This window comes from Pseudomonas sp. FW305-E2 (genome assembly GCF_058782925.1).
The window spans coordinates 39471-60710 of the sequence record NZ_JBYSYE010000017.1 but is presented as its reverse complement, the minus strand read 5'-3'; the positions used below and the strand labels follow the sequence as shown (position 1 = coordinate 60710).

The following is a 21240-nucleotide window of genomic DNA, read 5'->3' as shown; positions in this document are numbered from 1 at the left end:
CCCTGCGATTGGACACGACCCGGGAGCCACGCCCATGAGCATCGTTCAGGACTTCAACCTGACCACCCTTGACCGCCTTTTACGCGCCTTTGGCGAACGCCAGCTACCGCTCAACCTCGATACCCAATTGCCGCAACTGATCCAGGCGCTGCAAGCTGATCACCTCGACCTGCTACCGTTGCCGGGGCAAGGCAACACCTTGCGTCGCTGGCAGACCTTGGCACGGGTGGCCGGCTGTGACCTGGCACTGGCCAAGCTCTATGAGGGCCATACCGATGCCTTGGCGATCCTGGCGGAATGCGGCGCAGCGCACCACGCCAACGACGGCATCTGGGGCGTGTGGGCGGCAGAGCCGCCCGATGCGCGGGTCCGCATCACTGCGCGTGAAGGCGACCAGGTGCGCCTGAGTGGCACCAAGGCCTGGTGTTCCGGTGCCTTGCAGATCGATCGCGCGCTGATTACTGCCTGGGATGAGGCCGAGCAGCCGCAATTGGTGGCAATCGAGCTGTCGCAGCCGAGCCAGGGCCTGAACATCGAGCACTGGCAGGCCGTTGGCATGGCCACTACCGCCAGTGTCGAGGTGGCGTTCAACGATACCCCAGGCACGCTCATCGGCACGCCGGGCCAATACCTCTCGCGCCCTGGCTTCTGGCAAGGCGGTGCAGGTATCGCTGCCTGCTGGTACGGCGCGGCCGAGGCGCTGGCGGATTACCTGCGTGAACAGTGCCGCAAACCCCGCCCAGACCCGCATGCCGATGCGCATCTGGGCGCTGTGGATGCTGCGTTGCATGGCGCCCGTGCGTCATTGCGTGAATGTGCTGCCTGGATCGATCAGCAGCCCGGTGTGGATGCCAGTTTCGAAGTTCGCCGCACCCGCGCCCAGGTAGAACAGGCCGTAGAGCAGGTTATCAGTCACGTCGGGCGTGCCTTGGGGGCCACGCCGTTCTGTCGCAGCAGTCATTTTGCCCGGCTGAGCGCCGACCTGCCGGTGTTCCTGCGTCAGAGCCACGCCGAGCGCGATCTGGCGATGCTGGGCCAGCAGTTGGCCCAGTTGCCAGCCGGGGTGTGGCAACTATGAGCCAGAACCTGATCCAGGCCGCGGGTGGCACGCCTTGGGCAGCCTGGCAGCAAAGCGCGCACCTGGCGCGTGCGACCTGGCTCGACTCACGCCAACTGTGCCCGCCGGGGCGCCGGCTGGTATTAATTGCGCCGCACCCGGATGACGAGATTCTCATGGCCGGCGGCCTGTTGGCAGGCTTCAAGGGGCGTGAGGATGAGCTCGTGCTGATCTCCGCCACCGACGGCGAAGGCAGCCACCCCGGCTCCAGTCACTGGACCGAACATCGATTGCGCCGCCAGCGCCCCCAGGAAAGCCGACTGGCCCTGCAGCAGCTCGACCTGGACCTTGAACGCCTGGACTGGCGCAGGCTTCATCTGAAGGACGGCCAGTTGCCGCGCGAAGAAGCGTTTCTGACCCGTCACCTCACCCAGTTACTGCGCGCCGATGACCTGCTGATGGCCACCTGGCGCAGTGATGGCCATTGCGATCACGAGGCCGTCGGCCGCGCCGCTGCGCAGGCGGCGGCAACCCGTGGGGTGCACTTGGCTGAGGTACCGGTCTGGGCCTGGCACTGGGCCGAGCCTGACGACCCGCGCCTGCCATGGCCCCGTGCGCACCGCGTGCAGCTCGATGAAAGCCGTCTGGCACGCAAGCGCAAGGCCTTGGCCGCCCACGTCAGCCAGCTGCAGCCGGACGGCGAGCAGCCGCCGGTGCTACCGCCGCACCTGCTGGATTGCCTTCTGCAACCTTTCGAACTGGTGTTTCTTTGAATGGAGCTGTCATGAGCCTCGATCCACAGTATTTTGCCGAGCTATACGCCACCAATGAAGACCCTTGGGCCTTTCGCACCCGCTGGTACGAGAGGCGCAAACGCGAGCTGGTGATGGCCAGCCTGCCACGCCAGTGCTATCAGCGCGTGTTCGAGCCAGCTTGCGCAAATGGCGAGCTCAGCGCGCTGCTGGCCGAGCGTTGCGCCGAACTGCTGTGCCAGGACCTGGACCCGACGGCCGTAGGCCTGGCCCGTGAACGCCTGGCTCACGTGCACAATGCTTCGGTCGAACGGGCCCGGTTACCGGGGGACTGGCCCGGCGGCCGCTTTGACCTGATCGTGCTCAGCGAGGTGGGTTACTACCTTGATCCCACCGACTGGCTGCAGGTGATCGAACAATCGGTGGCCAGCCTTACCTACGACGGCGCGTTACTGGCCTGCCACTGGAAGCACCCTATCGCGGGTTGCCCGCAGGACGGTCGCGACGTGCACCGCCTGTTGACCCGGCATTTGCCGTTGCATCAGCAGTTCCGCCATGAGGAGGCGGACTTTTTGCTGGAGTACTGGTCATGCCAGCCAAGCGTTGTCGATCTCGACGAGACGTGCCCATGATTGCCGTTGTCATCCCTGCACATAATGAAGCCCGCCGCCTTGGGCGATGCCTGCGGGCAGTGCTGATCGCTGCCCAGCAGGCGCAGCATGCGGGAATGCACGTGGAAGTGCTGGTGGTACTGGACCGCTGCAGTGACGGCAGCGCCGCCGTGGCGCGGCGTTTCGGCGTACACCTACTGGAGGTGGATGCCGGTAATGTCGGCATGGCACGTCGCGTGGGCGCGGCGCACATGGTCGAGCGGGGCGCCACATGGTTGGCGTGCACCGATGCGGACAGCCGGGTCCCGGCGCACTGGCTGCTGTCGCAGCTGGCCTGCAGCGCCGAGGTGGTTTGCGGCACCGTGCATGTCGAGTACTGGCATCCCTGGCAGACAGCCGCGCTGCGCAAGCTGTACCAGAGCCGCTACCAGGCGTGTGAAGGGCATCGGCATGTGCACGGCGCAAACCTGGGGGTATGTGCCAATGCCTATGAGCGTGTGGGTGGCTTTCAGCCCCTGGCGGCGCATGAAGATGTGCAGCTGGTCAGCGACCTGCAGGCCAGCGGCGCCCAGATCGTCTGGACCGCCAGGCATAGTGTGGCCACCAGCAGTCGACGTGACAGCCGCGCCCGCGAGGGGTTTGGTGATTACCTGGCGGGGTTGCAGGCGCAGTCTTGAACTCAATGGCATTGGCCGTGTTCATGAAGCCTTTCGCGTCTTCTTCACCGGTTTCTTGCCACCCAGGCTGCGCTTGAGCAGTTCGGTCAGGTCGAGGATGTCCGCACCTTTCTCGGCCCCTCCTGCGTCGCCCTTCTCCACCGCCTCGATCTTGCCCTTGCTGGCCTTCTCTTCCACCAGGTCCATGATCGTCTGGCGGAAGGCGTCATGATAATCCTCAGGCTTCCAGGGCCCGCTCATGTCCTCTACCAGGCGCTTGGCCATCTCCAGCTCACGCTTCTCCACCTTGCTGTCGGTCACGCTGGCATCCAGCTCCAGCGTTTCCAGCCCGCGCACCTCTTCAGGCCAGCGCAAGGTGATCATCACCAGCGCATGGTCCAGAGGCCGCAGCAGCGCCAAGTGCTGCCGGGTATGCAATACCACGGTGGCCAGTGCCACCTTGCCGGTCTTTTCCAGCGTCTCGCGCAGCAAGGCGTACACCTTGCCGCCACGGCGGTCCGGGGTCAGGTAGTACGGCGTATCGAAATGCTGCAGCGGAATATCGCCCGCTTCCACAAAGGAAAAGATATCGATCGTCTGAGTCGCTTCGGGCCGGGCCTTGCGGATCTCCTCTTCACTGATCACCACATAGCGGCCCTTCTCGAACTCTACGCCCTTGACGATATTGTCCTTGTCGATTTCCTTGCCGGTCACTTTGTTCACCCGCTTGTAGCCGACCGGCTCCATGCTGCGCTTGTCCAGCCAGTCGAAGTCCACGCGCTCGGTGCGCACGGCGGTATTGAGTGCCACGGGGATGTGCACAAGGCCAAAACTGATGGCGCCTTTCCAGATTGCCCGAGCCATGAGGGTGCTCCCAGGGTTGCCTGCTGATACCAGAAGTGACTGCGCCGGGCGACAAAGGTTTAGCTGCCCTGCCCTGCGGCAACCGTCACGCCTGGCTGAACAGCACCCGCTTGAACGCTTCGGCCGCCAGGTGCACTTGTACCGCCCAATCCCCTGCGGCTTCACTGCCTGCATCATCGGAAATGTATTTCAAGCACACGAACGGGATACCTTCGCCCCGCGCGATCAATGCCAGTACGTAGGCTTCCATGTCGACCACGTCGTAAGGCGCGTCGCCATGGTTGATCTCGAAGCTGTCACCGCTGCCACAGGTTTCCACAGCCAGGCCGGGTATTGCCGCCCCGTGTTCGAGTACCACCGGGGTGTCGGACAAGGGTGTTTCATAACGGGCAAAGCCCAGCGCGGTCACATCCATGTCGCGTTGTACGAAGCGGTTACAGCACACGACTTCGCCCTTGCCATGACGCTGGCTGCCAGCCGAGCCCAGGTTGACGATAAGCTTGGGCCTGCGCGTTGCGATCGCCTTGGTCAGGGCGATCGCGGCATTGACCTTGCCAATGCCGGTGAACACGGTGTTCACCTCGGTAAAGACATCGCCAGCCTCGGCCTCAAGCGCAAAGACGAACAGCGTGTCATTCAGGGAAATGTCGGGGAATTGCTTGATCAGCATCATGGAGCAGGTGTTTCCGAGTGGTTGCAAAGGGCGCGGCCATTGTCGGTCAACCCGGGCTAAATGCAAGTCCCGGCAGCCACCACGGCGCGTAGCGCCTGCCCTTTGCCAAGCCCGTCTGCCCTGGCCTGTGCCAGGCAGCGCAATTGCTGGTCGGCATGGGTGCCATGGCGCAGCACGTGCAGGGCGTGCCGGCAGGCGCGCTCGGCGTCCGCGCTGTCTATGGGTATCTGGGCCTGCAGTTGGGCGAGCCAGCCTTGCGCCGTGACCGGCTGCTGCTCGTGACAACCTATGAAGTGTGCGTGGCGCCCATGGCGCATGGCACGCCAGTAGTTCTCCTGGGCGATCCAGCGCAATTCGCGGCTGCAGGGTAGCGGGTCATGGCGGTAGGCAATGCTGTGTTCAACCAGGTGGCGAAACAGTGCTGCAATGCACAGAACGTCTTCCAGATTCGGGCAGCCATCGCAGATGCGCAACTCCACTGTCGGATAGCGCCGCGAAGGCCGGAGTGCCCACCAAAGGTCGCCATCGGCAGCCAGTGCACCGGTGCGCTGCAACAGGGTACGGTAGCGTTGATAGGCGGCCCAATCCGGCAACGCTTCGGGCAAGCCCATGTGCGGCCACTCACCACAGATCACACGGCGATAGCTCATGTACCCGGTAGCCTGGCCAGCCCACAGGGGCGACGAAGTGCTCAACACCAGCAACAACGGTAACCAGGGCAAAAGGCGGTTGATCAGTTGCATGCGGTCACACGCTGGCGGCACGCCAACGTGCACATGCAGGCCATTGAGCAGGCTACGCCTTGCCACATGGCGGTAGTCATCGAACAGCTGCTGATAGTGCCCTTGTGCCGCGGGCTTCTGCCGCAGCCACGCGGCGCAGGGGTGGCTGGCCGCAGCGTATGGCCCCATCCCCTCTTCGGCCAATGCCACGCGCAGCCGCTGACGGCTGCGCTGGAAGAATTCACGCGCTTCATGCAGGTTGGTGAACACCGGCGACGCCAGCTCGATCTGGCTGCGGAACATTTCCTGGGCGAAATAGCGGCCAAGTGCTTCACGGCAGCGCCCGATCACCGCGAGTGACGGTGTGGCCGGAACCTGACCCGAGCCCAGGTTCACCAGCAGGTACTCTTCCTCGATGCCGAACGTACAGGGCCGGATCATGCTGCCTCAGCGGCTGCGGGTAACGGTGAGCGCCACGGCGGCGATGCGTTCGACCTGTTCGTAGCCTGGCTCAGCCAGTTGCTCGCCAAATACGTCGGGGTCGATTTCCCGATACACCCAGGCCCAATCCGGACCGGCCAGGCGCAGGCGGATGGCTTCGAGCAGGGCGTCGCGGCCTTCGACAATGGCCACGCCGGTGTACAGCAGCAATGTACCGTGGCGGCTCAGCCGTTCGCGAGCCTGCTCCACGATACGCAGTGACAGGTCGGCGCCTAGCACGCCGCCACCGTGACGGTAGATGCGGGCGTTGGGGTCAAGCATGTAGGGCGGGTTGGCAACGATCAGGTCGAACGTACCGCTGATACCGTCCAGCAAGTCACTGGGCTCGACCGACAGATTACTCACGCCCGCCAGGGCTGCATTGATTGCCGTATAGCGCAGCGCCAGGGGGTTGATGTCAACGGCGCTGACCTGTGCGTGCTGGGCGGCGCGGGCAATCAGCAAGGCGCCCACCCCGCTACCACAGCCGATATCCACTGCATGCTCGACCCGCTCGGGGCAGTGCTGGAGGTGATCGCGAATGACCTGGGCAAAGCGGTAACTGTCCGGGCCGAAGAACACGGCATCGCTGGCGTCGGTTGGATACGCCGAATGCAGCAACAGTAAATCATCCAGGCTGGACCAGCGTACCGTGCTGATCAGCCGTTCACCCTGTGCACCCAACGCCTGCGCACGTTCGAGCAACAGTAACTGATCTGCCGACAGCAAACCTGGCTCGAAAGGTCGGCTCCAGCCGAATATATCGCGCAGGGTGCTGGCCTGCCCGCAGCCCTCGCGGGCATTGACGCGCGCGTGGGTAGCGGGTGTCACGCAGGTAAAGCGGTATCCATCGGCGCGCAGGCGCTGTCCCAGTTGTAGCAACGCCTGGTCTGCCTCCATTTGCCTGTGAGTGAGCATCATCAACGCGGTTCCTCCTGGCGCAGCCCGGTTACGCGCATGTAGGCGCGCGTGGCACACAAGCCGTCCGGCGTGGCGTGGCGATTGCCGGCCATCCTCTGGATCAAGGCCTTGGCGGCCACATTCAAGGTGTCATTGGGTATGTCTTCAGGTTCGTCGGGCAGCCCCCAACTGCCAGGTGACACACGGCGGATGGACGGCTGCCAATCGTCGGCGATCCAGTCATGCCATAGCTGTTTTTCATAGGCGTTGAACACCCCGAACATCGCCGCGGTCGGCCCGTCGATCAGCGTCCACCAGCGGCTGTTCGCTGGCGGCTGCCCTCTGCGGATCCAACCCTGAGCCTGCAATGCGGCAACGAATGCGGGCATGGCGCCGGGTTCGGCCAGCCATTGATTGATCGTACGCTGCTGCAGGCGGCAATGATCGGCATGCATCAACTGGCCATAAACCCGCTTGCGCTCAAGGGCTGCAAACAGTTCGCCTTGCAGATCGAACTGGCGGATGAGGTCTGGCGTGGCGATACCCCGGTCATTCAGGCGGTAGCCTAAGCGCGCTCTGGCGTAGAACGCCTGCGGATCATGCGCGGGGCTTAGCTGGTTCAGCGCCTGAATTGCCAGGCGGGCGTGGCCACTGGCGGCATTGTCGATGGTCACATGCAGCTGAAAATACTGCCCGTCGATGCCCAGTTCGGCCAGCTCGTACGTGGTGATCAGCAGATGCAGCGGTGGCTGCTCATAACCGAGGTTGTAGCCAACCACCTCTGGCAGGTGAGTATCGCAGTGCTGCCCCAGGGCAAGTTGCAGGGCCCCTTGCAGATACCGCGTGTCATCCAGGGGCATGGCCTCTACGCAACCCAGGCGACCAAGCAGGCGCTGATAGATCAGCACATGGTTGCAGCGTGGATCACCGTTGCCGAGCTCTTCCAGATAGGTGCGAATCAGCCCGTGATAACGTGGATCGCGCCAGTGATGCAGGGTGCCCTGTAGCCAGGCGCCATCCACGGCCTTGGTCGGCGCAACCTGTTGCAGGAACCACAATGCGTGGGCGCGGTTGGAAAAGTAACGCCGGGGCATGCCTTGACGGCGTTGTGCCCGGTAAACGGTGTAGGCCTTGGCGACCTCGGCGGTATGCTTCTTACTCCAGGCCGGCAACTCGGACGGTGTGTCGGGCAAGTCGTCCGGCATGCTCGCAGCCCCCGACAGTTGTTCCTCGAGCCATGAGCCGCTGCCAGCATCCTGGCCTGCGAGCATTGCTTGGTAGCGTTGTCGCAGGCTGGTCGATTCGGTGACCACTTGCGCAGTTCTTGCAGTATTGCGGTTCATCACCGTCATGCCGTGCTCCTTGTCTTCTTACTGGCTCGGCTTTTGGCCAGGCATCGGCTCGGGGTCGGGCGCAGGCTGCGGTGCAGGCTTGGAATCAGGTTGCTGCATCTGCAGCGAAGGCTTGCTGGGGTCGGAATCTTTACCAGGGTGGTCATTGTCGCGGTCGAAACAGCCGCCGACCAAGCTCAGCGCGGCCATCAGGATGATCAGTGGAGTCAGTCGCATGGAGTACCTCCTTGGATAATTGCAGTGCCAGGTCGCCCCGGCACTGCGCCTTGGTCAGTTACGAACGGCCGCCCTTGTGGCCCGACTCGCGGTCGTGGGGCATGTTGCCGCCCGAGGACTGGCCGCCCTTGCGACCGGCTTCGGAAGCTTTTTCACGGTCATTGGCGAAATTGCCCGGGTTCTTGTTACCGCCTTGGCTGCCTTGTTGATTGCCGGTGCGGCTGTTGTCTTTAGTGGCCATGGTGTTCAAACCTCATATGACTTCGGAATGCACGGCAAGATGCCGTACACAGATTCGGAGTTCGGCGATATCGGCAGATTCGCTTTATTACGAGAGGTTCGGACCGGTGGCGTTAAATAAGCGGCATCGCCGTATTTGGTGCGCGTGTCAGTGGTGCGGCGGGCGATCCATGCGCGCCTGGCGCCGGCCCAGCCAGCCACCCGTCGCGGCCCAACCCACGGCAAGCAGCGCGCCGATCAGCATCGCCAATTGCGGGTGCTCGCCCATCACGTCCAACCCACGCTTGACCCAGCCGCTCAGCGCATCGCCGCCACGGTAGACCACCGTGTCGATGAAGTTCTTGGCTTTGTACTTGTCCTCGGCGGGCAGCACGGTGAACAGCATCTCCCGCCCTGGCCGTACCAGTGCGTATTCACCTGCCCGGCGCACCACCATCACCACCACGAACAGGGCAAACACAGGGGCCAGTGCCAGCCACAAGAAGCCGGCAGCCATGACCAGCGGCACTGCAACCAGCAACACACCGACACCCAGCCGACGGGCCAGGCGCCCGGTAAGAAAGACCTGGGTGAGGATGGCCAGGGCCTGCACAACCGTGTCGATCAGGCCGAACACCTGTGTCTGTCGGGTGCGGTCCGTGAAGGTTTCGCTGACAATACGCGCCTGCTCGAAGTACAGGAATGTGCTAACGCTGGCCAGCAATACCACGAACAAAGCGATGCCTAGCAGATAGGGCGAGCGCAGGACGGCGGTGGCGCCGGTAAACGGGTTGCCACCCAGTGGCCGCGCGTCCTGATGTTCGGTTTGCATCGCAATGGGTTGACGGGCTCGCCAGCGTTGCAGGAACAGTGTCGCGCCGATACTGCCCAGCAGAAATACCGCCGCCAGCACCAGTAACCCGGCATGGCCGAGCGGCGCCACCAGCAGGGTGCCAAGCAGGGGGCCACTGAGCCCACCCAGGCTGGCCCCGGCTGCCAGCAGGCCGAACAGCCGCTTGCCTTGGGCGGTAGAAAACAGATCGGCAAGCACGCTCCAGGCCAGCGAGATCGTCAGCAAATTGAACACTGACAGCCAGACATAGAACGCCCGGGCGGTCCAGAGATCGTCAGGGTTACCGGCCAACAGTGCCGCGAACAGCAACAGGTTGCTGGCGAAAAAACCATAAGTCCAAGGCAGGATATGCCTGCGCTGCACCCTGGATGCCAGCCAGCCAAACAGCGGCAGGCACGCCAACGTGGCGATGAAGGTGCCGGTGAACAGCCACTGCAGGTTTTCCACGCCACCGGCAACGCCCAGGGTTTCGCGCACCGGGCGCAGCATGAAGTAACCGGTGAACAGCAGGTAGAACAGCAGCAAGCCGGCGATGACCGCCGGCCCCTCACCAGGCTGGATGTTCAGCCCTTGGTCCAGGCGCCGCCGCCAGGCTTGCATCATCTCAGGCAAACTGCGTGATCAGCGCCTGTTGCTGCGCCGGGGTGAGCATTGGCTCATGCCCGGCCTTGAGCTGATCGAGCTGGCGGTCAGGCCGACTGGTAGCGGGGATGACCGTGGTCACTGCCGGGTGGCTGATGGCGAACTTGAGAAACAGCTGTGCCCAGCTGCCGATGCCTGCCTCGGCGGCCCAGCCCGGCAAGGCCTGGCCCTTGACCCGAGCGAACAGCCGACCATCGTCGAAGGCCCGATTGATCAACACCGCAACGCCCTTGTCCTGGCACAGCGGTAGCAATTCACGGGCAGCGTCAGGGGCGTTGACCGAGTAGTTGATCTGGATGAAGTCCAGCGGCTCGCTTCGCACGATACGCGCGACGTCGTCGTGGCCACTGTTCAGGTAATGGGTGATGCCGACATAACGCGTGCCGCCCTGCTGCTTCAGCTCGCGGGCATAAGGCAGCTGGGTCTGCCAGTCGCGCAGGTTGTGAATCTGCAGCAAGTCGACCTTGTCGGTACGCAGGCTCTTGAGGCTGCCGGCCCACTGCGCTTGGGCTTCAGCCCGGCTATTGGCGGCGATCTTGGTGGCCAGGAAGCACTGGCGGTGCCAGCCGCCCTCTTCCAGCAACTGGCCGAGAATGCTGTCGGCGCCCCCGTAGTTGGGCGAGGTGTCGATCACCCGGCCGCCGCCTTCAAAAAATGCCTTCAGCACCGTTTTGAGCTGAAGGTATTGGGGCGAACCGCTTTCTACTTCGAAACTGCCCGAAGTACCGGCACCGATCACCGGCAACGCTTCACCGGTGGACGGGACTTTACGGACCAGCAAACCCGCCGGCACGGCAGCGTGCAGCCAAGGGCTGGCGGCGGCCAGCAACCCCAATGTTGCAGCGGCGCGTAGGACTTCACGACGTGCGTACATGGAAAATCTCCCGTCATGAATCGGAAATTTTCAAGCCTAGCCGCTCTGTCCCTCGCCTGCGGGTGTTTCTGTATCTGGATGTTTAGAGATCAGGCCCGCAGCAAGGGGCTCAGATCGACACCCGTCTCGTTCATTGGCGGGCACCAGTAGTAGCCCCCCGTCAGCGGGCGGCTAAAGCGGTACAGCCCGTCGATGATGCCGTCTTCCAGGCCACTCATGCGCCGCAGCTGCACTTCGAATGCCTCGAAACTCTTGCCCAGCGCGACAAAGGCCAGGCCGGCGCCGCGTTGGTCGGCCCAGGCTACCGAGCGACGGACCATGAACGCCTCGGGTTCAAAGCTTTCCTGGGCGGTGCGCTTGACGTGCGCGGACTCGGGGGCGTCGTCGAGTTCTTCGTTATCGCTCAGGCGACGGCCGATGATGTTGTCCTGGTCTGCCTGGGGCAGCGACTTGAAGTATTGCAGGTCGTGCTTCCACAGCTGGAACGCGGCAAAGCTGGCGCCATCTGCGGCAATGGCCGCTTGCACCGCCTCTTCGTCTACCGGGTTTTCGGTGCCGTCTTCATAACCGGTAAGGTCATGGCCGCCCCGGTGCAGGAAGCCATCAACGCTGTCGGCCAGGCCCAGCGCGGGAGCCAGCGCCTGCTCCAGGGCCTGGGCGCGCAGCAGCAGGTCGCCACGTTCGTCGCCACGCAGCCACAGCCACAGGGCGTGTTGGGTGCTGGGGTTCTCCACCGCAGCATCCAGCAGCGGGAACGGGCGCAGGCCTGGTATTTCCCGGCCCAGGGCCTTGGCCAGGGGGGCGCCTACGCCCAGCAGCAACTGTTTGCCATCGACCTGCGGCAGCAAGGCATCCAGCGCGGCAGGCAACGCCTCGGGCGACTGCAGGGTGAAGAACAGGTGACGGGCGTGGGCCGGCACCGGGGTGGCAAGCAGACCTTGCTGGAACGGCATATCAGGCTAATCCTAAGGTAAAAACGGAATGCTACTTCGCCTGCATGCCTGCTGCAATGCGGCATGCAGCCTCGCCAGCCGCTGCGCGTAGTAACAAACGGTTACCAAGAGCTGGCCCTTTGCAATTAGCTATCAATCAAGGCCGACCTACACTGCTTCAGATCCTTCGCCCGAGATCTCCCTCATGACCGCCTCGCCCCTGCTCACTGCGTTTCTGCCGCTTGCACTGGGCATCATCATGCTTGGCCTTGGGTTGTCGCTGACCCTGGCTGACTTCGCTCGCGTGGTGAAATACCCAAAGCCCGTGGTGGTGGGCCTGGTGTGCCAGATCCTGCTGTTGCCGCTGGTGTGCTTCCTGATCGCCAACGGCTTTGGCCTGGAATCTGCCCTGGCAGTGGGGTTGATGCTGCTGGCGGCTTCGCCGGGCGGTACCACGGCCAACCTGTTCAGCCATCTGGCCCACGGTGACGTGGCGTTGAACATCACCCTGACGGCGGTCAACTCACTGATCGCGATCCTGACCATGCCGTTGCTGGTGAACCTGTCGCTGAGCTGGTTCATGGCCTCGGACCAGGCTATTCCACTGCAGTTCGCCAAGGTCATGCAGGTGTTCGCCATCGTCTTGCTGCCGGTGGCGCTGGGCATGCTGATTCGCCATTTTGCCCCGGCATTCGCTGCGCGTATGGAGAAACCGATGAAGCTGGTGGCTGCGCTGTTCCTGGCCTTCACCATCGTCCTGGCACTGGCCAAGGACTGGCAGACAGTGGTCGAGTACGCACCGGTGGTGGGCCTGGCGGCGCTGCTGTTCAACCTGCTGAGCCTGACGGTGGGCTATTGGGTGCCGCGGTTGTTGAACATTCCCAAGCGCCAGGCGATTGCCATTGGTATGGAAATTGGCATCCATAACGGGACCTTGGCGATTGCCCTGGCGTTGAGCCCTTCGCTGCTGAACAACGCGACCATGGCGGTGCCGGCTGCGTTGTACAGCTTGATCATGTTCTTTACTGCGGCCGGGTTTGGCTGGTGGGTGAGCCGCGGGCATGTGGCGGCAGAGCCCAAAGGTGAAACCGTGAACTGACGTCACCCAATGCCCGGCAGGTGCCGGGGATGCGTCACGATTGGCTGCGCCTGCTGCGCAGTTGCTGCTTCAACACCTTCAGCGGCGGCGCATAGAAAAACCCGAACGACACGCTCCCTGTGCGCCCCTTCACCGCATGGTGCAGGCGGTGCGCGCGGTGCAAGCGTTTCAGGTAGCGGTTGACCGGCCGCGGCTTGCGCGGCCAGTGCCGGTGAAAGAAGCCGTCGTGGGCCAGTACATACAGTGCCCCATACCCTGCCACACCACCGCCCACCCACTGCAAAGGCGCATAACCACTTTTGCCCAGCGCCACCAGCGCCGTGGCGATCAGCCCCAGGGCCACCAGGTACAGGTCGTTGGTTTCGAGCATACCCAGGTGTGGCTCATGGTGCGATCGGTGCAGCCACCAGCCCCAGCCATGCATGATGTACTTGTGAGCCAGCGTACCAACGCCCTCCATGGCCACCAGGGTGCCGAACAATACGGCGAGATTGAACAGCATGGAACGGTCCGGGTGATGGCAAAGGGAGGCGCAAGGTTACCGGCTGCCCAGGTTTTTTTCCATGTGGGCGTGACCGGCTGCAGGCCGTTCACGGATGAAGCCATTGTCATGTGTTTGCCCTTGACCTGCTCTGCCCTGCGGCGTATGGTCCGCGACGCAATTTTGCCTTCCTCAACAGGAGACCTGCCTTGGACAGTAGCCCCAGTCGCTTGCGACAGGCCCGCGTGGCGCGCTAGCCCGGCAGTGTTCTGCACTGTCTGGCCGTGCTGGCAAGACGGTGGTTTCCTGTAACCCCCGCTTCACATTCCCTCCGCGTGGTCCTGCGCAATTTCTGGTTATTTCAACCGCGCCAACTGATGGCGTTCATGCGGGCGTGTGCCTGCGGAAGAGGTTTGCTATGGATTGGAAAGTATTTCTGCTGCGCGTCAGCATTGCCCTGGTGCTGGGGGCGCTGATCGGTGCCGAGCGGCAATTGCGCCAACGCCTGACCGGGCTGCGCACCAATGCGCTGGTCAGTACCGGTGCCTGCCTGTTCGTATTGATGACCCAGGCGGTGCCAGGCATGGCGCCTGCCGATGCGTCGCGCGTCGCAGCCTATGTGGTGTCGGGCATCGGCTTTCTCGGCGGTGGTGTCATCATGCGCGATGGTTTCAATGTACGTGGCCTGAACACCGCGGCCACCTTGTGGTGCACGGCTGCGGTCGGCGTGCTGTGCAGCCTCGGGCTGATGATGGAGGCGGCGCTGGGTAGCCTGGTGGTGCTCTGCGCCAACATCTTGTTGCGTGACATCGCCCAGCGCCTCGACCGTCAGGACGTGGTGCCGGCCAACGAGGTGGAACAGCACTTCGAAGTCCGTATCGTCTGCCGCGGCGAGGATGAGATCCAGGTGCGTAGCCTGATGTTACATAGCCTGGGCGACCCACAACTGCGCCTGCAGTCGTTGCAGAGCCAGGACCTGGACAACCCTGCGCGCCTGGAAGTGCGCGCCGAGCTGTTGGGCACCGCGCAGGCGCCGGCGCAATTGGAGCGCCTGGTCAGCAGGGTCAGCCTGGAGAAAGGTGTAAGCTCGGTGCGCTGGCAATTACAGCCGCAGGTGCTGGCGACGGATTAGAACGACAGGAGTGACTCATGCTTATCCGCCCTACCCTAGACCGGGACATCACGTGGCTGCCGGACGTCGAGCGCTCGGCAGCCCAGGCTTTTGTCAGTTGGCCGGCACTGGCCTGGCTGGCGCGAGGCGAAATCATGGATTGCGCGGCGCACAGGGCTTTCGTCGAGGAAGGTGGTAGTTGGGTGGCGCAGGACCCGGCTGGGCGCATTGTGGGTTTTGCCTGCGCCCGGCTGGCGCATCAGGCATTGCACCTTCATGAGATATCGGTGCGCCAGGAGGCCCAGGGGAAAGGTGTCGGGCGCCGGTTGCTGCAGCAAGTGGTCGATGCAGGCCGCTGCGCCGGTGTACGCGAGCTGACGCTGACTACCTTTGTGGATGTGCCTTGGAATGCGCCGTTCTATGCACGTTTCGGGTTCGAGATGCTTCAGGAAAGCCGGCTTTGCGAACGACTCCAGAGCATCCTCGCAAGCGAGCATGCTCACGGTCTCAGCGGGCGTTGTGCAATGCGTCTGGGGCTTTAGCGTTTCATCGCGACGCATGGCGCCCCCGCGCGCTCCAGCCAGGTCAGCAACCCTGCCCCGCCGCCACACTACCCGCCACGCAATACCCGTCCCGCCCCTGCTGTTTGGCCTGGTACAACGCCCTGTCCGCCGCCGCGACCAGCGCCTCAGCAGTGACGCCCTCCCGCGCCAGGTCGACCACCGCGATCCCGGCACTGAACGACACCCTTCCCAACGGGCTCGCGGCATGTTCCAGCGCCTGTCGGCGCAACAGCTGCTGTAACTCCTGCACCAGCAGTTCCGCGCCGCGGCCATCGGTATCGGGCAGCAACAGCGTAAATTCCTCCCCACCATAGCGCACCGCCAGATCGGCCGGCCGTTTCAAGGCCTGCTGCAGCACTTCGGCAAAGCGTCGCAAGCACTGGTCACCAGCTGGGTGACCGTAGCGGTCGTTGTAGGCCTTGAAGTAATCCAGGTCTAGCATCACCAGCGCCAGGGGGTAGCCTTGGCGCCGTGCACGGCGCAGCTCAGGTTCGAACACCCCATCCAGCCGCCGACGGTTACCCAGCCCGGTAAGGCTGTCGGTCAAGGCCAACGCTTTCAGCGTCTGGTGCGCCTGGAGCAGCGCCCGCTCGATGGCGATCCGCTCGCGCAGTTGGCGCAGCACCACTCCGCCAAACGCTGCCAGCCCGACCAACAACAGCAGCAATACCGCCACCGACTTGATCGCATCGTACCGCCAGGGCGCGACAATGGACTCACGCGACAGCCCCGCCTCCACGACCAATGGGTAGCTGGACAACGCGCGGTAGCCATACAGCCGAGGTGTACCATCGACGACCGCTACCGCCTCCGCTACCCCTTCTGTGGCATACGGCAAGTGGTTGCGGAAGATCTCACTGTTGGCAAGACTTCGGCCTATCACCTGTTCCACGAACGGGCGCCGTACCAGGAGGGTGCCGTCGCGCTTGGCCAGCACCAGCGCACCGCGTTCGTCAATCTTGAAGTCGCCGTAGTAACGCACGAACCACGCCACTTTGATGGTGCCGAGCAATACGCCGGCGAAGCGGCCGTCGGCATACTCCAGGCGCCTGGAAATAGGAATGATCAGGTCGCCGGTGGAGCGGCTGCGCACCACCGAACCGATACGTACACCGGGGTCGGTATGGCTGCGGTGATAGACGAAGTAGTCCCGGTCGGCGTTATTGGCGTTGGGCGGGATGGCCGCCTGATCAGTGACGATCCAGCTGCCGTCCGGGCCGTAAACGAAAAGCCCGTGCAACTGCGGCATGATGCTTTTTTGCTGCGCCAGCAAGGCATGCAGGCGCGGCCGGTCGATGTGATCGAAACCGTCGCCTTCCAGGCGCTCGGCCAAGGCCGCGGTAATGACGTCGACCTGGCGGATAGCGTCCTCGGCGTGCTGTGCCGTGGCCCGAGCCAGGTTGCTGACCATGTTCTCGGCGTTGTTATAGGCAAAACGGTAGTCACGCCAGATGCGCCAGCCCTCCACCAGCACGAATGCCAGCATCACCACCAGCATGAACGCCAGTACCAGGCGGAACAGCGGCACCGCGCGCCCCTCGCCACTGATGGCGAAAACCCCATCGTTATCCTGTTTCCGGGCTGCGCACATTGGAATCCCTGGCCATACCGCGTTCGCCGCCTTTCACTATAGTTCAGCGTCGAATATCGGACCCGGCGGCAAAAAAGATTAAACCTTTGCCATGCCTTCACCCTCAACCGTACGCGACACTGAGGTCGCGCCACGGTTAAAAGGAGTGAAGCATGAATAGCCTCTTCATCAGACGCATCGGTTTTTCCATGGTGCTGGGCCTCGCATCGGTGCACGCAATGGCCGCGACTTCCGATGATTTCGTCGAAGCGGCCACCGAGGCCGGCATTGCCGAAGTGGTGACCGGCAATCTGGCTCAGGAGAAAAGCCAGAACGCCGAGATCAAGGCATTTGCCCAGCAAATGGTCACCGACCACACCCAGGCCAACCAGAAACTCGGCGACATTGCCCGCAAGCTGGACATTTCCGTGCCGGATGAGGCCGCCATGACCGACAAGGTCAAGAAAATGATCCTGGAATGGCGCGATGAGTCCTTCGACAAGTCGTACCTCAACAACCAGGTAGACGCTCACGAAAAAGCGGTGGAACTGTTCAAGAAGGAGGCTGCATCGTCCGACAAGGCTGAACTGAAGGCCTTTGCCAGCGAAACGTTGCCCAAACTCGAACAGCACCTGGAGCATGCCAAGGCACTTCAGTCCAAGCACGGCAAGTGAGGCCCCACATGAGTAACGATGCATTGAAGACCGAAGTACTTACCCGTCTGCTGCATGCGCACCCCGAAGGGCTAGGCAAGGAAGTGCTGGACAACTACCGCGGCGAAAAGGCGGTGGCCGGCATGCTCAAGACATTGCAGGAAGCCGGTTTGATTCACGACGGTAGCGTGGCGGTAAGCAGTGATCACCAGATCAGCGTGCACTACCCGATCAAGCTGTCGGCAGCAGGCGTAGAGGCCGCCAGGCGCGCCGAAGGCTGACCGTTGCCTGTTGTGGCCGTCGCCGGCAAGCCCGCTCCCAAGGGATAGCACATGGCTTGCCGGCGATAAAGGCCAGCAATCAGGAAAGACAGGGAAGAAACCACCCGCCAGGAAACGTCTGATTAATCTGCGACCGGGGCCAACTGCGCGCGACACTGCGCCAGCGCCTCGTCGCGTGCCTTCAATTGTTCCTCAAGCCACTGCAACTGCCGCGCCTGCTCGGCGCACACGTCGCGCCTGGTTTCAAGGTTCTGGGCTTGCACATCCAGCTGCCGGCGCATCTCTTCGCTGGCGCCTTGTGCCTGGGCCAGGATCGTGCGCAGGCCCTGGATCTGCGCATCGCGTTGTTCCAGCAACTCATCCTGCGCCCGGCATTCACTGGCCGCCTGACGATGCTCTCCCAGCAAACGCTCATTGTCACGGTGCAAGCGGGTAAGCTCGTCCTGCTTGATGATCATGCCCTGCTGCAACTGGCGTAATTCCACCTGCATCTGCTGCAACTGCGCTTCGTGGCGGCGCTGTTCCTGCTCACGCTGTTCACCGCTGGCATTGCGGTAGTGCTCCAAGGCGTCGCGGGCATGGCGGTGCTTGTCTTCCAACGATCTGACCTGCTCGTCCTTGTCAGCCAGGCGCACCTGCAACTCACCCAGCGACTGGTTGAGGCTGGCACTGCGCAGCTGTTCAGCTTGCAGCGTGCTTTGCGTGGACAACAGTTTTTCGGTCTCTGCAGCCAATGCCGCTGCATCGATCTTGTGTTGCTGGTGCGCTGCAGCCAGTGCCTGCTGGGCGATTTCCAGCTGCGCCTCAAGCGTCTCGCGCTGTTGCGTGAAGGTGCTCTCGGCCTGCTCGATCTTCAGGTCGGCCTCGTCCTGCAGCTGGGTTGCCAATTGCCCAACCAGGCGGCTCAGCACATCGCTCAGCGCGGCGCCCCCTTCGGAAGCCATCGGCTGCTGGCCGTTCAGTTCCTTCAGGTAGCGGTGAATCGTGGTTTTGGAACCGGTATTGCCCAATTCGATACGTATGGCATCAATGCTGGGGTTCTCGCCCCGGGCAATCAGCGCCTGACGCGCTTGCTGCACTACCACCTTGTTGATACCGCCCCGGGCCATGCGTGCTCCTAAAAATTCGTACTATGTTATGTACCACGTAATGACATGCCAATTATGGAGATAACGCATGGCACCTGCAAATAATTCCTACCGCCTCATAATCACCTTTTTGCATGTGCGCGCCTGGTGCATTGGTCGCAAATATGCCCCCAGGTCAACTGTCATTTCTAACAGTTTACTGCAATCCACTTTCGGAGGTTAATCGCCTACAAGTCCCCAGCATTGGTGAATCGCGATGCCCCCCAGAGACCTGAGTCAACCCTCGATCATGACGATATTGTCCAAACCAGATTTAAACGAGTACTGGGACCACCATGCGTCACGCAAACGCAACACCCTTAGCGAAAAAATCATCTATGACGAGGAGGCAGACTTCGGCGTTTACAAGTTTGGGGCGCTCGATCTAGGCACCGCCTTCATGCGCTTCGGCGAGAACCAGTTACTGGTCGTTCAGCGCGTTTTGAGGTACATGGGGTTTCGCACAAGAATACGCTCAGGCACCATCACCCAGCGCATTTATGAAATCAATCAGGCTTGGTATTCTGACGCCGACGTTGTCGTGATGATGACCTTGTCAGCGCCACTCAAGTATACAATCGACAATGAAGGAAGCCTTACGCTCAGGCTACCCGCTGGGGCTACAATTCACCATAACGGCAGTGGTTACCCTAAAGAAATGGTGGACGACCTCATACAAGAGCGCGGTATTAAGCTACCCTCTGCCGTGCCACCCACCGGGATACTATTGGGCGATACCATCGGCCAGTTCACAGACGGCGATCCCCTCATGCTGTTCCAGGTTCCAGCGCCCTCGACGCCCTCAAGCCCGGACACCTTGAGCGTTAACGGCGAACGACTAACCGGACCTGTGGGGTTTGGGATTATCTATCAGGACACCGCCTTCCCCGAGCTGAAGCAGGGTCACCCACCCCGAGACAGGGACACGGCTGTGTCATTGTTCGCGCCGAAGGAAATGATAGATTTCATGAATGGCGCCTACTATCCAGCGAGCGGTGCTTATTCTGCCGAATTCGCGCTGAATAGCGCGTTCGAGGCTACAGATAGCGCCTCTGAACCTGCAGTGCCTGCGTCAATCTACCCACTACTGAAGGAAGTGTATGCGGGTGCTGAAAAGCAGGCGCTCACGTTGGAGCCTGCAACCCCCAATAGCCAATTCACCTTTGACGGTGAGGCACTGGGTGAGCTGAAACAAGAGAGCGGAAGCTGGTTTTACTACCCGCCCGCCCCTCTTGACCCTGCTGTCATACTTGAGGTAAACAACAAAACCAATGTCCCCGCAGCGTTGTCGGCGACAGTGCCTGAATACCCATTGGTCGCCGATGTAATCAAGGCCCAAGTTGGCAGTCAATACGCGACGTCGACGTTCTTGACACCCTTGTTCGGGGAGACCCACTTTTTTAAAGCATCCCTTTCTTCAGGAAAAGTCAAACTCACCCTGTTCTACTCAAGTTTCGAACACGATGAACCGATTGAAGTCAGTGCGGAAAATACCCAATGGGTCAGAATCACAGGAAATGGCAATATCGATAAAAGTGGCGTTTTCACCCCTGCCGCTGACCAACCTAGCCCTTTTACCGTCTGGCTGGCGAGAGATATTGAGGACGATCATTATTATTATTGGGCGTCGGTCGTTTTGCCGCTGCCGATACTCGAGCCCGCTAAAGTGCTACAACTCATCAATGGTTGAAGTCAGCGCCATACCCACACTCCGATGATTCCGTCGATGCAGCCACCGAAACCGGCATTGCTGAAGTGGTGACCGGCAACGGAAGCTGCAGGCTCGCCACCTTGTGTCGGTAACGCTTTGCCGCCACCATGGAAGTCCAGCACCGATCACCGACAGAAAATGACCCTGGAAAACTACAAGGCAATCGCCGACAGCATCGCCCTGCTGCTGTATCCGCACGCTGAAGTCATCGTCCATGAGCTGCACAGCCAGACGGTCGTGCACATCGCCAACAACTTCTCCCGGCGCAAGCTGGGCGATGATTCGGCGATCGATCACGAACTGGACGATGTGCTTGCCGGTGCCAACCTTGGCCCTTACGAGAAGCTCAACTGGAACGGCCAGAAGATCCGCTCCATCAGTACCGTACTGCGCGACTCGCAGGGCGACCCCGAATACCTGATGTGCATCAATCTGAACGTGTCAGTACTGGAGCAAGCCCGCGTGGCACTCGATGCGTTCTTCCAGATGAGCCGGCTGGTACCGCAACCTGACTCGCTGTTCCGCAACGACTGGCAGGAACGCATCAACACGTTTCTGCATGCCTGGCTGCAAGCGCGCGGCTTATCGCTGCAGACGCTACAGATGAAAGACAAGCGCAGCCTGGTGCAGGCGCTGTACGCTGAAGGCGCGTTCGAAGGGCGAAGTGGTGCTGACTATGTCGCCAACGTTCTGAGCATGGGGCGGGCCACCGTGTACAAGTACCTGAAAGAGCTCAAGGGCTAACTCCCCTCCGCTTGGCCGAACTGGGAGCCTGTCAGGGTGTTGCCAGCGCTTGCGCTCGCCCACTTGCGGTGAATGGATGGATATTCTACTGTAGACA

Annotated in this window: 23 protein-coding genes and 1 pseudogene; 11 read left to right on the top strand and 13 right to left on the bottom strand. The window is 62.1% G+C overall.

Going from position 1 to position 21240, the window contains the following annotated elements; all coding sequences use genetic code 11:
- The first annotated feature begins 34 nt into the window (after positions 1 to 34).
- The 4 genes from AC3WLP_RS14910 to AC3WLP_RS14895 are packed head-to-tail and all read left to right on the top strand — an operon-like array spanning position 35 to position 3097.
- The gene (locus AC3WLP_RS14910) at positions 35 to 1078 is read left to right on the top strand and encodes an acyl-CoA dehydrogenase family protein (RefSeq protein ID WP_088513186.1); all 1044 of its coding nucleotides are present in this window, start codon (positions 35 to 37) and stop codon (positions 1076 to 1078) included.
- Positions 1075 to 1830: a PIG-L deacetylase family protein gene (locus AC3WLP_RS14905; RefSeq protein WP_012052317.1), complete on the top strand. Its 756-nt coding sequence runs from the start codon at positions 1075 to 1077 to the stop codon at positions 1828 to 1830. Before AC3WLP_RS14910 ends, AC3WLP_RS14905 begins: the two co-directional genes overlap by 4 nt.
- An 11-nt stretch (positions 1831 to 1841) precedes the next feature.
- Positions 1842 to 2441, top strand: a complete 600-nt coding sequence (locus tag AC3WLP_RS14900; protein ID WP_012052318.1) for a class I SAM-dependent methyltransferase — start codon at positions 1842 to 1844, stop codon at positions 2439 to 2441.
- Entirely contained in the window at positions 2438 to 3097 is a 660-nt protein-coding gene (locus AC3WLP_RS14895; RefSeq protein ID WP_012052319.1) for a glycosyltransferase family 2 protein, read from the top strand. Before AC3WLP_RS14900 ends, AC3WLP_RS14895 begins: the two co-directional genes overlap by 4 nt.
- A gap of 21 nt (positions 3098 to 3118) precedes the next feature.
- On the opposite strand, the gene ku is transcribed toward AC3WLP_RS14895, so the two are convergent.
- The 10 genes and pseudogenes from ku to AC3WLP_RS14845 all read right to left on the bottom strand — a co-directional run bounded on the left by ku (position 3119) and on the right by AC3WLP_RS14845 (position 11824).
- Complete coding sequence (gene ku, locus AC3WLP_RS14890) at positions 3119 to 3940, bottom strand: non-homologous end joining protein Ku (protein ID WP_004576232.1); 822 nt, start codon at positions 3938 to 3940, stop codon at positions 3119 to 3121.
- A gap of 85 nt (positions 3941 to 4025) precedes the next feature.
- Positions 4026 to 4613 (bottom strand): phosphorylase family protein, encoded by a 588-nt coding sequence (locus AC3WLP_RS14885; RefSeq protein WP_012052320.1) that lies wholly within the window; start codon positions 4611 to 4613, stop codon positions 4026 to 4028.
- A 56-nt stretch (positions 4614 to 4669) separates the two neighbouring features.
- Positions 4670 to 5776: a carboxylate-amine ligase gene (locus tag AC3WLP_RS14880; RefSeq protein ID WP_012052321.1), complete on the bottom strand. Its 1107-nt coding sequence runs from the start codon at positions 5774 to 5776 to the stop codon at positions 4670 to 4672.
- A gap of 6 nt (positions 5777 to 5782) precedes the next feature.
- Positions 5783 to 6736, bottom strand: a complete 954-nt coding sequence (locus tag AC3WLP_RS14875; RefSeq protein ID WP_088513187.1) for a methyltransferase — start codon at positions 6734 to 6736, stop codon at positions 5783 to 5785.
- Positions 6736 to 8067: an iron-containing redox enzyme family protein gene (locus tag AC3WLP_RS14870; RefSeq protein ID WP_088513188.1), complete on the bottom strand. Its 1332-nt coding sequence runs from the start codon at positions 8065 to 8067 to the stop codon at positions 6736 to 6738. Before AC3WLP_RS14870 ends, AC3WLP_RS14875 begins: the two co-directional genes overlap by 1 nt.
- An 18-nt stretch (positions 8068 to 8085) precedes the next feature.
- On the bottom strand, positions 8086 to 8283 hold the full coding sequence (locus AC3WLP_RS14865) for a hypothetical protein (protein ID WP_014756700.1): 198 nt from the start codon (positions 8281 to 8283) through the stop codon (positions 8086 to 8088).
- A 58-nt stretch (positions 8284 to 8341) separates the two neighbouring features.
- A pseudogene (locus tag AC3WLP_RS14860) lies at positions 8342 to 8467 on the bottom strand (con-10 family general stress protein); the annotation flags it as partial.
- Positions 8468 to 8671: 204 nt separating this feature from the next.
- Positions 8672 to 9955, bottom strand: a complete 1284-nt coding sequence (locus AC3WLP_RS14855) for an NTP/NDP exchange transporter (protein WP_060545164.1) — start codon at positions 9953 to 9955, stop codon at positions 8672 to 8674.
- Positions 9956 to 9959: 4 nt separating this feature from the next.
- Positions 9960 to 10871 (bottom strand): aldo/keto reductase, encoded by a 912-nt coding sequence (locus AC3WLP_RS14850; RefSeq protein WP_088513189.1) that lies wholly within the window; start codon positions 10869 to 10871, stop codon positions 9960 to 9962.
- Positions 10872 to 10960: 89 nt separating this feature from the next.
- On the bottom strand, positions 10961 to 11824 hold the full coding sequence (locus tag AC3WLP_RS14845) for a Dyp-type peroxidase (RefSeq protein ID WP_088513190.1): 864 nt from the start codon (positions 11822 to 11824) through the stop codon (positions 10961 to 10963).
- A gap of 184 nt (positions 11825 to 12008) precedes the next feature.
- On the opposite strand from AC3WLP_RS14845, the gene AC3WLP_RS14840 reads away from it, so the two are divergent.
- Positions 12009 to 12902 (top strand): bile acid:sodium symporter family protein, encoded by an 894-nt coding sequence (locus tag AC3WLP_RS14840; RefSeq protein ID WP_012052327.1) that lies wholly within the window; start codon positions 12009 to 12011, stop codon positions 12900 to 12902.
- 34 nt (positions 12903 to 12936) lie between these two features.
- Here AC3WLP_RS14840 and AC3WLP_RS14835 read toward each other — a convergent pair whose 3' ends face one another.
- A complete protein-coding gene (locus AC3WLP_RS14835) occupies positions 12937 to 13404 on the bottom strand; it encodes a sterol desaturase family protein (protein ID WP_004576241.1) in 468 nt (155 codons plus the stop codon).
- A 397-nt stretch (positions 13405 to 13801) separates the two neighbouring features.
- Between AC3WLP_RS14835 and AC3WLP_RS14830 the strand changes: the two genes are divergently transcribed.
- On the top strand, positions 13802 to 14515 hold the full coding sequence (locus tag AC3WLP_RS14830; RefSeq protein WP_017148355.1) for an MgtC/SapB family protein: 714 nt from the start codon (positions 13802 to 13804) through the stop codon (positions 14513 to 14515).
- 17 nt (positions 14516 to 14532) lie between these two features.
- A complete protein-coding gene (locus tag AC3WLP_RS14825) occupies positions 14533 to 15036 on the top strand; it encodes a GNAT family N-acetyltransferase (RefSeq protein WP_088513191.1) in 504 nt (167 codons plus the stop codon).
- A 43-nt stretch (positions 15037 to 15079) separates the two neighbouring features.
- Here AC3WLP_RS14825 and AC3WLP_RS14820 read toward each other — a convergent pair whose 3' ends face one another.
- Positions 15080 to 16648, bottom strand: coding sequence for a sensor domain-containing diguanylate cyclase (locus tag AC3WLP_RS14820; RefSeq protein ID WP_088513192.1), 1569 nt, complete (start codon positions 16646 to 16648; stop codon positions 15080 to 15082).
- 152 nt (positions 16649 to 16800) lie between these two features.
- Here AC3WLP_RS14820 and AC3WLP_RS14815 point away from each other — a divergent pair, with 152 nt between their 5' ends.
- Both AC3WLP_RS14815 and AC3WLP_RS14810 read left to right on the top strand, forming a co-directional pair.
- Entirely contained in the window at positions 16801 to 17301 is a 501-nt protein-coding gene (locus AC3WLP_RS14815) for a DUF4142 domain-containing protein (RefSeq protein ID WP_088513193.1), read from the top strand.
- Positions 17302 to 17309: 8 nt separating this feature from the next.
- Positions 17310 to 17561 carry a hypothetical protein gene (locus tag AC3WLP_RS14810; RefSeq protein ID WP_004374436.1) on the top strand — a complete coding sequence of 84 codons (252 nt, stop codon included), beginning with the start codon at positions 17310 to 17312 and terminating at the stop codon, positions 17559 to 17561.
- A 122-nt stretch (positions 17562 to 17683) separates the two neighbouring features.
- On the opposite strand, the gene AC3WLP_RS14805 is transcribed toward AC3WLP_RS14810, so the two are convergent.
- Positions 17684 to 18670 (bottom strand): DNA-binding protein, encoded by a 987-nt coding sequence (locus AC3WLP_RS14805; protein WP_014756691.1) that lies wholly within the window; start codon positions 18668 to 18670, stop codon positions 17684 to 17686.
- Positions 18671 to 18905: 235 nt separating this feature from the next.
- On the opposite strand from AC3WLP_RS14805, the gene AC3WLP_RS14800 reads away from it, so the two are divergent.
- A complete protein-coding gene (locus AC3WLP_RS14800) occupies positions 18906 to 20378 on the top strand; it encodes a hypothetical protein (protein ID WP_012052332.1) in 1473 nt (490 codons plus the stop codon).
- A gap of 159 nt (positions 20379 to 20537) precedes the next feature.
- Positions 20538 to 21143 carry a helix-turn-helix transcriptional regulator gene (locus AC3WLP_RS14795; protein ID WP_012052333.1) on the top strand — a complete coding sequence of 202 codons (606 nt, stop codon included), beginning with the start codon at positions 20538 to 20540 and terminating at the stop codon, positions 21141 to 21143.
- Positions 21144 to 21240: the final 97 nt, after the last annotated feature.

Coding starts and splice junctions, on each gene's coding strand:
- AC3WLP_RS14855 (WP_060545164.1), bottom strand. CDS start 9,955: ATGCAAGCCTGGCGGCGGCGCCTGGACCAAGGGCTGAACATCCAGCCT.
- AC3WLP_RS14850 (WP_088513189.1), bottom strand. CDS start 10,871: ATGTACGCACGTCGTGAAGTCCTACGCGCCGCTGCAACATTGGGGTTG.
- AC3WLP_RS14805 (WP_014756691.1), bottom strand. CDS start 18,670: ATGGCCCGGGGCGGTATCAACAAGGTGGTAGTGCAGCAAGCGCGTCAG.
- AC3WLP_RS14810 (WP_004374436.1), top strand. CDS start 17,310: ATGAGTAACGATGCATTGAAGACCGAAGTACTTACCCGTCTGCTGCAT.
- AC3WLP_RS14795 (WP_012052333.1), top strand. CDS start 20,538: ATGACCCTGGAAAACTACAAGGCAATCGCCGACAGCATCGCCCTGCTG.
- AC3WLP_RS14845 (WP_088513190.1), bottom strand. CDS start 11,824: ATGCCGTTCCAGCAAGGTCTGCTTGCCACCCCGGTGCCGGCCCACGCC.
- AC3WLP_RS14825 (WP_088513191.1), top strand. CDS start 14,533: ATGCTTATCCGCCCTACCCTAGACCGGGACATCACGTGGCTGCCGGAC.
- AC3WLP_RS14910 (WP_088513186.1), top strand. CDS start 35: ATGAGCATCGTTCAGGACTTCAACCTGACCACCCTTGACCGCCTTTTA.
- AC3WLP_RS14800 (WP_012052332.1), top strand. CDS start 18,906: ATGCCCCCCAGAGACCTGAGTCAACCCTCGATCATGACGATATTGTCC.
- AC3WLP_RS14865 (WP_014756700.1), bottom strand. CDS start 8,283: ATGCGACTGACTCCACTGATCATCCTGATGGCCGCGCTGAGCTTGGTC.
- AC3WLP_RS14905 (WP_012052317.1), top strand. CDS start 1,075: ATGAGCCAGAACCTGATCCAGGCCGCGGGTGGCACGCCTTGGGCAGCC.
- AC3WLP_RS14820 (WP_088513192.1), bottom strand. CDS start 16,648: ATGTGCGCAGCCCGGAAACAGGATAACGATGGGGTTTTCGCCATCAGT.
- AC3WLP_RS14885 (WP_012052320.1), bottom strand. CDS start 4,613: ATGATGCTGATCAAGCAATTCCCCGACATTTCCCTGAATGACACGCTG.
- ku (WP_004576232.1), bottom strand. CDS start 3,940: ATGGCTCGGGCAATCTGGAAAGGCGCCATCAGTTTTGGCCTTGTGCAC.
- AC3WLP_RS14875 (WP_088513187.1), bottom strand. CDS start 6,736: ATGATGCTCACTCACAGGCAAATGGAGGCAGACCAGGCGTTGCTACAA.
- AC3WLP_RS14900 (WP_012052318.1), top strand. CDS start 1,842: ATGAGCCTCGATCCACAGTATTTTGCCGAGCTATACGCCACCAATGAA.
- AC3WLP_RS14840 (WP_012052327.1), top strand. CDS start 12,009: ATGACCGCCTCGCCCCTGCTCACTGCGTTTCTGCCGCTTGCACTGGGC.
- AC3WLP_RS14830 (WP_017148355.1), top strand. CDS start 13,802: ATGGATTGGAAAGTATTTCTGCTGCGCGTCAGCATTGCCCTGGTGCTG.
- AC3WLP_RS14835 (WP_004576241.1), bottom strand. CDS start 13,404: ATGCTGTTCAATCTCGCCGTATTGTTCGGCACCCTGGTGGCCATGGAG.
- AC3WLP_RS14870 (WP_088513188.1), bottom strand. CDS start 8,067: ATGACGGTGATGAACCGCAATACTGCAAGAACTGCGCAAGTGGTCACC.
- AC3WLP_RS14880 (WP_012052321.1), bottom strand. CDS start 5,776: ATGATCCGGCCCTGTACGTTCGGCATCGAGGAAGAGTACCTGCTGGTG.
- AC3WLP_RS14895 (WP_012052319.1), top strand. CDS start 2,438: ATGATTGCCGTTGTCATCCCTGCACATAATGAAGCCCGCCGCCTTGGG.
- AC3WLP_RS14815 (WP_088513193.1), top strand. CDS start 16,801: ATGAATAGCCTCTTCATCAGACGCATCGGTTTTTCCATGGTGCTGGGC.